The organism is Parafrankia soli (assembly GCF_001854695.1).
Taxonomy (GTDB): Bacteria; Actinomycetota; Actinomycetes; order Frankiales; family Frankiaceae; genus Parafrankia; species Parafrankia soli.
This window is the reverse complement of sequence record NZ_MAXA01000069.1, coordinates 119,921-131,023: the sequence shown is the minus strand read 5'-3', so window position 1 is coordinate 131,023 and position 11,103 is coordinate 119,921. Positions and strand designations below refer to the sequence as shown.

Genomic DNA, 11,103 nt, shown 5'->3' with positions numbered 1-11,103 from the left:
GCCAAGAGCATGGCTGGTTGGCTACGTTCGGAAGGGATAACCGCTGAAAGCATCTAAGCGGGAAGCTCGCTTCGAGATGAGGTCTCCCACAGGGTAGCCTGGTAAGGCCCCCGACTAGATGATCGGGTTGATAGGCCGGAGGTGGAAGTGCGGCAACGCATGGAGCTGACCGGTACTAATAGGCCGAGGGCTTGACCACAAAGATTCTGCTGTTCTGCGTCCACTGTGCGGTTCTCGGGCTGCGACCGGTTTCGGTTGGGTCTGATAGTGTTTCGGTGGCTTTGGCGAAGGGGAAACGCCCGGTTCCATTCCGAACCCGGTAGCTAAGCCCTTCAGCGCCGATGGTACTGCGTGGGTGACCGCGTGGGAGAGTAGGACGCCGCCGGACTTCTTTTGGTGGGGGCTGTTTCTGGCTGTGGCCGGGAGCAGCCCCCACCTGTATTTCCGGACCTTTTCCCGGCCGACGGCTGACAGGTCATGTCAGAGCGACGGAGGCTGTTGCCTGAGGCAGCCCCGTCGGCTCGGCTGCCAGCCATGCAGGACACCCCCGCTGGTCTTGGTGACCAGGCCGCCGGCGAGCGCGCTCCGGCCCGCTCGGCCCGCTCGGCTCATCGGCTGGCGTCAGGCTTGTGAGAAGGAGCCCCAGGCGGAGGCCCCTGGAGCGTTCGGACCGGCGCCGGAACCCGGAACGTGGAGGGTTCGGGTCATGCCGGAACGCCAGGTCACGGCGACCGGTCCTCCTGCTGTGTGACGGGTTCGACGCCCCTGTGCCGCCAGCATGTCCATGGTCTCGGTGGCCCCAGTTAAATGGACGTCCTACTATCGGAGTGCCAACGACGGTCGTTGGTGTCCGCGTACCGTCCTCGGGAGCAAGCCACATGAGCGCAGCCACCGTGGTGGGCCAGGAGGCCCCCGCCCTGCACGTGCCCGTCTGGCCGGTGCGCGTCGTCACCGCGGCGTCGCTGTTCGACGGCCATGACGCGGCGATCAACATCATGCGCCGGATCCTGCAGGCCCAGGGAGCCGAGGTGATCCACCTCGGTCACGACCGGGGCGTCGACGAGATCGTGACGGCGGCGATCCAGGAGGACGCGCAGGCGGTCGCGATCTCGTCCTACCAGGGCGGTCACGTCGAGTACTTCACCTACCTGGTGGACCGGCTGCGGGAGCGGGGAGCCGGGCACATCGGTGTGTACGGCGGCGGCGGCGGGGTCATCGTGCCGGACGAGATCGCGCTACTGCACTCCCGCGGTGTCGCGAGGATCTTCTCCCCGGAGGATGGCCAGCGGCTCGGCCTGCACCTGATGGTCAACAGCATCGTCCGTGACGGGGACGTCGATCTCGCGGCGCGCCCGCCGGCGGTCGAGGCGGTGCGGGCCGGCGACGAGTCCGCGCTGGCCCGGGCGATCACCGTGCTCGAGGACGGCCGGAACCCGGCCCTGGCCGCAGCGCTGCGCGAGGCGGCCGAGTGCGGACCGGCCGTGCCGGTGCTCGGCATCACCGGTACCGGCGGGTCCGGGAAGTCGTCGCTCACGGACGAGGTGCTGCGCCGTTTCCGTCTCGACCAGGAAGACGGCCTGCGCATCGCCGTCCTCGCGGTCGACCCGACCCGGCGGCGTGGCGGCGGTGCGCTGCTCGGCGACCGGATCAGGATGAACGCGCTGGGAGCCGGCTTCCTCGGCGGTGAGCCCGACGGCGGCGGTCCGGCGGACGGCGGTCCGGCGAAGGGCCGCCAGGGGAACGGTGCCCAGGGGAGTGGCGTCCACGGGAGCGGGGTCTTCTTCCGCTCGCTGGCCACCCGCGGCGCGGGGCGCGAGCTGCCCGAGCACCTCGCCGACATCATCGCGGCCTGCAAGGCCGCCGGGTACGACCTGATCATCGTGGAGACTCCGGGCATCGGCCAGGGCGACGCGGCGATCGTGCCCTTCTGTGACGTCTCGATGTACGTGATGACCCCCGAGTACGGGGCCGCGTCCCAACTCGAGAAGATCGACATGCTCGACTTCGCGGATGTCGTGGCGGTCAACAAGTTCGAGCGCCGCGGAGCGGAGGACGCGCGGCGCGACGTCGCGCGTCAGATAGTGCGCAACCGGGAGGACTTCGGCGCTTCCTGGGAGGAGATGCCGGTGTTCGGCACCTCGGCCGCGCGGTTCAGCGACGACGGGGTGACCGCGCTCTACCAGTTCCTGCGCGACCTGCTGCGCGAGCGCGGGCTGCGCGTGGTCCCGGGCCGGCTGCCGGCGGTGGACGTCCGTGTCTCCTCGGGGCTGACGACGGTGGTGCCGCCGGCACGGGTCCGCTACCTCGCGGAGATCGCCGATGCGGTGCGCGGCTACCACGCGCACACCGAGGAGCTGTCCGAGCTCGCCCGCCGGCGCCAGCACCTGTCCACGGCGATCGCCGAGCTCGACGGCGCCCAGGCGGATCACGCGAGCTCGAATGGCGCCGGCGGTCCGGGTGACGCGCTGGCGCGGCTGCGGAGCCTCCGGGACGCGGCTGACGCGGCGCTGGACGCGCGGACCCGCGAGCTGCTCGACGGCTGGCCCGCCCTGGTCGCCGAGCGGTCCGGCGAGGAGATGGTCTACACGGTGCGCGACCGGGAGATCCGCACCCCGCTGCGGCGCACGACGCTGTCGGGTACCGCCGTCCCCCGGGTGGCGGTGCCGCGGATCGACGACGACGCCCGCCTCGTACGGTTCCTGCGGCGGGAGAACCTGCCGGGGCTCTTCCCGTTCACCGCGGGCGTGTTCCCGTACAAGCGGGCCGGTGAGGCACCGGCCCGGATGTTCGCCGGCGAGGGCGACCCGTTCCGCACGAACCGGCGGTTCCACCTGCTCTCCGCCGACTCGTCGGCGACCCGGCTGAGTACAGCGTTCGACTCGGTCACGCTTTACGGGCGGGACCCGGGCCCCCGCCCGGACGTGTACGGAAAGATCGGGACGTCCGGGGTCTCCGTGGCGACGCTGGACGACATGAAGGCGCTTTACGCGGGATTCGACCTGTGCTCGCCGACGACGAGCGTCTCGATGACGATCAACGGCCCGGCCCCGGCGATTCTGGCGATGTTCCTCAACACCGCGATCGACCAGCGGCTCGAGCTGTTCCGGACGGAGAACGGGCGCGAGCCGTCGGCGGCCGAGACGGCCGAGGTGGCAGCCTGGGCGCTGGCGAACGTGCGCGGCACCGTGCAGGCGGACATCCTCAAGGAGGACCAGGGCCAGAACACCTGCATCTTCTCGACGGAGTTCGCCCTGCGCTGCATGGCGGACGTGCAGGAATGGTTCATCGACCACCGCGTCCGAAACTTCTACTCGGTTTCGATCTCCGGCTACCACATCGCGGAGGCCGGGGCGAACCCGATCAGTCAGCTCGCGTTCACGCTCGCCAACGGGTTCACCTACGTCGAGGCCTACCTGGCGCGCGGAATGCGGATCGACGACTTCGCGCCCAACCTGTCGTTCTTCTTCTCCAACGGCATGGACGCCGAGTACAGCGTGATCGGCCGGGTGGCCCGGCGGATCTGGGCGGTCGCGATGCGCGAGCGCTACGGCGCGGCGGAGCGCTCCCAGAAGCTCAAGTACCACGTGCAGACCTCGGGTCGGTCGCTGCACGCGCGGGAGATGAACTTCAACGACATCCGGACGACCTTGCAGGCATTGTGTGCGATCTACGACAACTGCAACAGCCTGCACACCAACGCCTACGACGAGGCTGTGACGACGCCCACGGAGCAGTCCGTGCGGCGGGCGCTGGCCATCCAGATGATCATCGATCAGGAATGGGGGCTCGCCGGGAACGAGAACCCGCTGCAGGGCTCCTTCGTGATCGACGAGCTGACCGACCTCGTCGAGGAGGCGGTGCTGGCCGAGTTCGAGCGGATCTCCGAGCGGGGCGGTGTTCTCGGCGCGATGGAGACCGGTTACCAGCGCGGGCGCATCCAGGATGAGTCGATGCTCTACGAGCGGCGCAAGCACGACGGCTCCCTGCCGATCATCGGGGTGAACACCTTCATCGGGCCGGACGCCGACGACAAGGGAGCCRGTCCGCTGGAGCTCGCCCGGGCCACCGAGGAGGAGAAGCAGTCCCAGCTGCGGCGCCTGGCGGACTTCACCAGCCGTAACCGCGAGCCCGCCCAGCAGGCTCTCGAGCGGCTGCGGCAGGTCGCCGCGGCGGGCGGTAACACTTTCGAGGTGCTGATGGACGCCGTGCGGGTGTGTTCCCTGGGCCAGATCAGCGCGGCGTTCTTCGAGGTCGGCGGACAGTACAGGCGTAACATCTGACGACGTGACCGCGGGCCGGTGCCGGTGCGCGGGCAGCGGCGCGTCGTGCGTGTGCACCCACGCCACCTGGTTCGTCGATCATCAGGCGATCACCAGATGTCGGTCGGACGTCGATCCGGGCGTCGGCGGGGATGCGCACCTGGGCGCGCTGTGTGGCCTTCATGTTGCCGGCATCGCCAACGTTGCCAGCATCGCCGTTCCCGGATGCAACGGTCGTACGCCGGAATGGCTATTGTTGATGGCTCCGCTGTCGATGGTCTGCCGGCCCGACGATCCCGTCCTGGAGATATTGCACCCGTGTCACAGCCGAAACCGCTTCCGACCGACCCGATCGCGGAGGCGCACCGGCAGTGGACCGCCCACGGATGGGGGCCCGTCGCGGACGGCATGGCCGCCGTCACCTCGCTGATGCGCGCGCAGCAGATCCTGCTCGCCCGGGTCGACGAGGTCCTGCGGCCCCTCGATCTCACGTTCGCCCGCTACGAGCTGCTCATGCTCCTGCTGTTCAGCCGCAAGGGCTCGCTGCCGCTGAGCCGCATCGGGAGCCTGCTGCAGGTGCACCCGACCAGCGTCACCAGCGCCGTGGACAGGCTGGAGGCCCGCGGGCAGGTGCGCCGCCTGCCGCATCCGACGGATCGGCGCGCGATCCTCGCCGAGATCACCGAGGACGGGCGGGCGACGGCGCTCGCGGCCACCGAGAAGCTCAACGACACGGTGTTCGCCGACCCCGGGCTTCCTGACAGCGGTGTGCGGGACCTCGTCGAGCTGCTCACCGACCTGCGGCGCGGTGCCGGCGACTTCTGACCCGCCCGGACCCGGGCCAACCGGTGCCCCGGCCCGGTGCGCGGCCGGGTTCGGGCGGTCGTCCCGAGGCCGGGTGGGGCGCCCGAGTGGCAGCTACCCTCTACAGACGTGACCTACCTCGACCACGCGGCGACCACGCCGATGCGCCCGGAGGCCGTCGCGGCGTTCACCGCCGTGTTGACGGACGCCGGGAACGCCTCATCGCTGCACGCCGGCGGTCGGCGCGCCCGCCGGATCGTCGAGGAGTCGAGGGAGTCCCTGGCCGAGGTGCTGGGCGCGCGGCCGTCCGACCTGATCTTCACCGCGGGCGGCACGGAGAGCGACAATCTGGCGATCAAGGGGCTGTACTGGTCGCGCCGCGCCGCCGACCCGCGCCGGCGCCGGATCCTGGTCAGCGCGGTGGAGCACCCGGCGGTGCTGGACACCGCGTCCTGGCTGGCCCGGCGGCAGGGGGCGGTGCTGGAGACGCTGCCGGTGGACGAGACCGGCCTGGTCGCCCCCGAGGTGCTGCGCGCCGCGGTGGAGTCCGACCCGGCCTCGGTCGCGCTCGTCTCGGTGATGTGGGCGAACAGCGAGGTGGGCACCATCCAGCCGGTCGCCGAGCTGGCCCGGGTCGCCCACGCTCGCGACATCCCGTTCCACACCGACGCCGTCCAGGCGTTCGGGCAGATCGAGACGTCGTTCGCCGCCAGTGAGGCGGACGCGCTGACGATCAGCGCGCACAAGATCGGCGGCCCGGTGGGGGTGGGCGCGCTGCTCGTGCGGCGCGGGGTCGAGGTGGAGCCGCTGGCGCACGGCGGCGGGCAGGAGCGCGACGTCCGCTCCGGGACGCTCAACACCCCGGGAGTGGCCGCCTTCGCCGCGGCGGCGGCCGCCGTCACCGCGGAGCTGCCCGCCGAGCGGGTCCGGCTGGCCTCGCTGCGCGACGACCTCGTGCGCCGGGTGCTGGCCGAGGTGCCCGGGGCGACGCTCAACGGTGCCGCCCCCGGCGCCGGCCGGCTGCCCGGAAACGCACACCTGACCTTCCCCGGCTGCGAGGGCGACTCGCTGCTGATGCTGCTCGACGCGCACGGGGTGGAATGCTCGACGGGCTCGGCCTGCTCGGCGGGAGTGGCGCGGCCCTCGCACGTGTTGTTGGCGATGGGCGCCGGTGAGGCCCACGCCCGTGGGTCGCTGCGGTTCTCGCTCGGGCACGGCTCGTCGGCGGCGGACGTCGACGCGCTGGTCGCCGTGATCGGTCCGGTGGTGGCGCGCGCCAGCCGCGCCGGTGAGCTCGCGGGTCTGAGCGCGGGGTGAGTCGATGAGCCGGCGGCGGGAGCGCCCGCCGAGCCGGCGGTGTGGACGAGGGGTGGGATCGTGAGCCGGATGAGGGTGCTCGCGGCCATGTCGGGCGGCGTCGACTCGGCGGTGGCCGCCGCCAGGGCCGTCGACGCCGGCCATGACGTGACCGGCGTCCACCTGGCGCTGTCGCGCTCGCCCGCCTCGGACCGGGTCGGTGCCCGTGGGTGCTGCACGCTCGAGGACGCCCGCGACGCCCGCCGTGCCGCCGACGTGCTCGGCATCCCCTTCTACGTCTGGGATCTCGCGGAGCGTTTCGAGACCGAGGTCATCGACGAGTTCGTCGCCGACTACTCGGCCGGGCGCACGCCCAACCCCTGCGTGCGCTGCAACGAGCGCATCAAGTTCGCCGCGGTGCTGGAGAAGGCGCTCGCGCTCGGCTTCGACGCGGTCGTCACCGGGCACCACGCCCGGCTGGACGAGGACGGCACGCTGCGCCGCTCGGTGGACCCGGCGAAGGACCAGTCGTACGTGCTCGGCACCCTGCGGCCCGAGCAGCTCGCCGCGGCCCGGTTCCCGCTCGGCGACTCGACGAAGGCCCAGGTCCGCGAGGAGGCCGCGCGCCGTGGCCTCGCCGTCGCCGACAAGCCGGACAGCCACGACATCTGTTTTGTGGCCTCCGGGGACACCGGCGCCTGGCTGCGCGAGCGCCTGGGGCCGCGTCCGGGCCCGGTCGTCGACGCGGAGACCGGCGAGACCCTCGGCGAGCACGACGGGGCGTACGCCTTCACGGTCGGGCAGCGCCGGGGGCTCGGGCTGGGACGTCCCGCGCCGGACGGCCGCCCGCGCTACGTGCTGGAGATCTCCCCGGCGACGTCGACGGTGACCGTCGGCCCGTCCAGCGCGCTGGACATGCGCAGCCTGGTCGCGGAGCGGATGGTCTGGCCCCATGACGGGCCGGTGTCGTGCACCGCGCAGGTCCGGGCGCACGGCGGGGTGGTCCCCGCGGTGGTGACGGCCCGGGGCGACGAGCTCGACGTGCGGCTGGCGGAGCCGGTGCGCGGCACCGCGGCGGGCCAGGCCGTGGTCTTCTACGACGGCGACCGGGTGCTCGGCGGCGGGCGCATCCGCTCCCTGGCGGCCTGAGGCACCGGGCCCGCCCGAAGCCCGGCCGCCCGCCTGGCCGGAGTGGCTCGTGTGGCCTGCGGCGCGCCTTCGGTGATGCGCCGGGCGCGGTTTCCGCGTGCTGACGGGTCCTGCCAGCGAGTCATCCGAGGGGTTCCGCCGGCGGGTCGTTCCGACGGGTGATCCTGACGGGCGATCCTGGTGGGTGATTCTGGCGAGTGATTCTGGTGGGTGTTGTTCGCCGGCCGTGGCCTGGGGTCGCGGCCGGAATCTAAGGAGTCGATGTGGTGATGACGTGGTCTGCCACTGAGCGGGGCGCGGGCCCGGAGCCGATCCGGGACGTGCCGGGGGAGGGTGTCTCACCGCTGGGCAGCGACGGGACCGCCGAGCGGGCGGGCATCCCCTGGCCGCCCGGGACGGCCTCCGGGGTCGGGTCGCTGCCGGATCTCGACCCGGTCGAGGCCGCGCGGTACGTCCTGGGGGAGGTGCCGGACCTGCCGTTCCTGCCGGAGCTGCCGGGCCGCGGGGTCGGCGCCGACATCATCGGCCGTTCGTGCGCGCTGCTGGTGGACCTGCCGGTCGACTTCCAGCCGTCCGGGTGGCGGCTGGTGCCGCGGCCCGGCCTGGACCTGCGTCGGGCCCGTGACCTGCTCGCCCGGGATCTGGACGCGTTCACCGAGGCGGCCGCCGGCTACACCGGGCCGCTCAAGGTGTCGGCCGCGGGGCCCTGGACGCTGGCCGGCGGGGTCGAGCTGCCGCGTGGGCACAAGGCGCTCGCCGATCAGGGCGCGGCCCGGGATCTGGCGGAGGCGCTCGCCGAGGGGCTGGTCGCCCACCTGGCCGACCTGGGGCGACGGATTCCGGGTGCCCGGATGCTCGTCCAGCTCGACGAGCCGTCGCTGCCGGCTATGCTCGCCGGCCACATCCGTACTCCCAGCGGGTTCTCCGTCCTGCCCGCCGTAGAGGAGGGGCCGGCGACCGAGCGGCTGGCCGGCGTGCTGTCCGCGGTGACCGGGGCGGCGTCGGTCGCCGCGTCCGGCGTGCACTGCTGCGCGCCGGACGTGCCGCTCGACCTGCTGCGGCGGGCCGGCGCGCGGTTCGTCGGCCTCGACGCGACCCTGCTCACCCGGGCGCAGGACGACGCGGTCGGCGAGGCGGTCGAGGCGGGCGTCGGCCTGATGTTCGGCCTGGTGCCGACGGACGGCGCCGGGAACCTGTCGGACCCCCGTCGTACGGTCGCGGTGGCGGTCGACCTGTGGCGTCGGCTGGGGTTCGCTCCGGAACTACTCGGGGAGGTGGTGGCCGTGACACCGACGTGTGGTCTGGCCAATGCCAGGGTGGGTGACGCGCGCGCCGCGCTGCGGCACTGCCGTGAGGCGGCGCGGGTCCTGGTGGAATCTCCACAGTGAGCGTGGACGAGCGCGGCCTGGCTGCCGACGAGCGCGGCCTGGCCGCCGACGAGGTTGGTCTGGCCGCCGACGAGCGTGGCCGGGCCGCCGAGCTGGCCCGCGAGCTGGAGGAACACGCCTACCGCTACTACGTGCTCGACAAGCCGACCGTCGCCGACGCCGAGTACGACGCGCTTATGCGCGAGCTGGAGGCGATCGAGGAGCGGCACCCCGAGCTGCGCACCCCGGACTCGCCGACCCAGAAGGTCGCCGGCTCCTACTCGACGCTGTTCACCCCGGTCGAGCACCTGGAACGGCTGCTGTCACTCGACAACGTCTTCACCGACGAGGAGTTCCACGCCTGGGCGGCGCGCGCCGCGCGGGAGCAGCCCGTCACGGCGTGGCTGTGCGAGCTGAAGATCGACGGGCTGGCGGTCGACCTCGTCTACGAGGGCGGCCGGCTCGTCCGCGCGGCCACCCGCGGCGACGGTCGAACGGGGGAGGACATCACGCCCAACGTGCGGACCCTGGCGAGCGTGCCGTCCCGGCTGCGCGGCCCGGCCGTGCCGGAGCTGCTCGAGGTGCGCGGCGAGGTGTTCTTCCCGACCGAGCGGTTCACCGAGCTCAACGCCGCGCTGGTTGAGGCGGGGAAGGCACCGTTCGCCAACCCGCGCAACGCCGCCGCCGGGTCGCTGCGCCAGAAGGACCCCCGGGTCACCGCCAGCCGTCCGCTCGACATGATCGTGCACGGCCTCGGCGCCCACCAGGGCTTCGACGTGGCGTCCCAGTCGGGCGCGTACGCGCGGCTCGCCGAGCTGGGGCTGCCGGTCTCCGCCCGTCACGAGGTGCTGGCCTCGGTGGAGGACGTGCTCGCCTTCGTCCGGCGCTGGGGCGAGCACCGCCACGACGTCGAGCACGAGATCGACGGGGTCGTCGTGAAGGTCGACGACTTCGGCCAGCAGCGTCGCCTCGGCGCCACCTCGAAGGCCCCCCGTTGGGCGGTCGCGTTCAAGTACCCGCCGGAGGAGGTCACCACCCGGCTGCGCGACATCCAGGTGAACGTCGGCCGCACCGGCCGGGTGACCCCGTTCGGGGTGCTCGAGCCGGTGAAGGTGGCGGGGTCGACGGTGGCGATGGCCACCCTCCACAACATCGACGAGGTGGGTCGCAAAGGCGTCCTGATCGGCGACACCGTGGTGCTGCGCAAGGCCGGTGACGTCATCCCCGAGATCGTCAGCCCGGTCGTCGACCTGCGTGACGGTTCCGAGCGCGCGTTCGTGATGCCCACGCACTGCCCGGAGTGCGGCACCGAGCTGGTCCGCCCCGAGGGCGAGGTCGACATCCGCTGCCCGAACACCGTCTCGTGCCCGGCGCAGCTGCGGGAGTCGGTGTTCCACCTGGCGTCGCGCGGCGCGCTCGACATCGACGGGCTCGGTTACGAGACGGCGACGGTCCTGCTCGCGGAGGGCCGGATCCACGACATCGGCGACGTCTTCCACCTGGCCCCGGAGTCCTTCGAGGGGCTGCGTGGCTTCGCCGACAAGAAGATCGAGCAGATCCTGCGCGGCCTGGAGGCGGCTCGTGACCGCCCGCTGTGGCGGTTGCTGGTCGGGCTGTCGATCCGTCACGTCGGGCCGACGGCCGCCCGCGGGCTGGCCCGGGAGCTGCGTTCCCTCGACGCGATCGCGACGGCGCCCGCCGAGCGGCTCGCGGCCGTCGACGGCGTCGGGCCGAAGATCGCCGACGCGGTGGTCGACTGGTTCGCCGACCCGCGGCACCGCGACATCGTCGCCCGGATCGCCTCGGGCGGGGTCCGCCTGGCCGACGAGGGCGCCGGCGAGGGCCCCGGGCCGCTGGACGGCGTCGTGGTGGTCATCACCGGCACCCTGGACGGCTGGAGTCGGGACACGGCGACCGAGGCGGTGCAGTCCCGCGGCGGCAAGGTGACGGGCTCGGTGAGCAAGAAGACGACGTTCGTCGTCGCCGGCGCCGATCCCGGGGCGTCGAAGTACGACAAGGCCCGCACCCTGAAGATCCCGCTCCTGGACGAAGCCGGATTCGCCGTGCTTCTCCGTGACGGAGCGGATGCGGCTAGGGCGCTCGCCGTGCTCGAGGAGGTCGACGGGTAACCTTCGCATCCTGGCAGCGAAAGGTTCATTACGGTGAGCACTCATATGTTCCGTCATGTTCTCGTCGGTGTGGCCGGGCGTCGGTGCGCCCGTCCCCGA

6 protein-coding genes and 2 rRNA genes are annotated in these 11,103 nt (G+C 72.5%); all 8 read left to right on the top strand.

Annotated features, from left to right (window positions below):
• Positions 1–199: ribosomal RNA gene (locus tag BBK14_RS08275) — 23S ribosomal RNA — on the top strand; the annotation flags it as partial.
• A 72-nt stretch (positions 200–271) separates the two neighbouring features.
• Positions 272–388: ribosomal RNA gene (rrf, locus tag BBK14_RS08270) — 5S ribosomal RNA — on the top strand.
• Between the two features lie 490 nt (positions 389–878).
• Positions 879–4,280, top strand: a complete 3,402-nt coding sequence (locus BBK14_RS08265; protein ID WP_071060701.1) for a methylmalonyl-CoA mutase family protein — start codon at positions 879–881, stop codon at positions 4,278–4,280.
• A gap of 297 nt (positions 4,281–4,577) precedes the next feature.
• Positions 4,578–5,084 (top strand): MarR family winged helix-turn-helix transcriptional regulator, encoded by a 507-nt coding sequence (locus BBK14_RS08260; protein WP_071060699.1) that lies wholly within the window; start codon positions 4,578–4,580, stop codon positions 5,082–5,084.
• 108 nt (positions 5,085–5,192) lie between these two features.
• On the top strand, positions 5,193–6,380 hold the full coding sequence (locus BBK14_RS08255) for a cysteine desulfurase family protein (protein WP_071060697.1): 1,188 nt from the start codon (positions 5,193–5,195) through the stop codon (positions 6,378–6,380).
• Positions 6,381–6,449: 69 nt separating this feature from the next.
• A complete protein-coding gene (gene mnmA, locus BBK14_RS08250) occupies positions 6,450–7,508 on the top strand; it encodes a tRNA 2-thiouridine(34) synthase MnmA (RefSeq protein ID WP_071060695.1) in 1,059 nt (352 codons plus the stop codon).
• Between the two features lie 269 nt (positions 7,509–7,777).
• Positions 7,778–8,896, top strand: a complete 1,119-nt coding sequence (locus BBK14_RS08245; protein ID WP_071060728.1) for a methionine synthase — start codon at positions 7,778–7,780, stop codon at positions 8,894–8,896.
• Positions 8,893–11,004 carry an NAD-dependent DNA ligase LigA gene (ligA, locus tag BBK14_RS08240; protein ID WP_071060693.1) on the top strand — a complete coding sequence of 704 codons (2,112 nt, stop codon included), beginning with the start codon at positions 8,893–8,895 and terminating at the stop codon, positions 11,002–11,004. Before BBK14_RS08245 ends, ligA begins: the two co-directional genes overlap by 4 nt.
• Positions 11,005–11,103 lie beyond the last annotated feature (99 nt).

Coding starts and splice junctions, on each gene's coding strand:
- mnmA (WP_071060695.1), top strand. CDS start 6,450: ATGAGGGTGCTCGCGGCCATGTCGGGCGGCGTCGACTCGGCGGTGGCC.
- BBK14_RS08245 (WP_071060728.1), top strand. CDS start 7,778: ATGACGTGGTCTGCCACTGAGCGGGGCGCGGGCCCGGAGCCGATCCGG.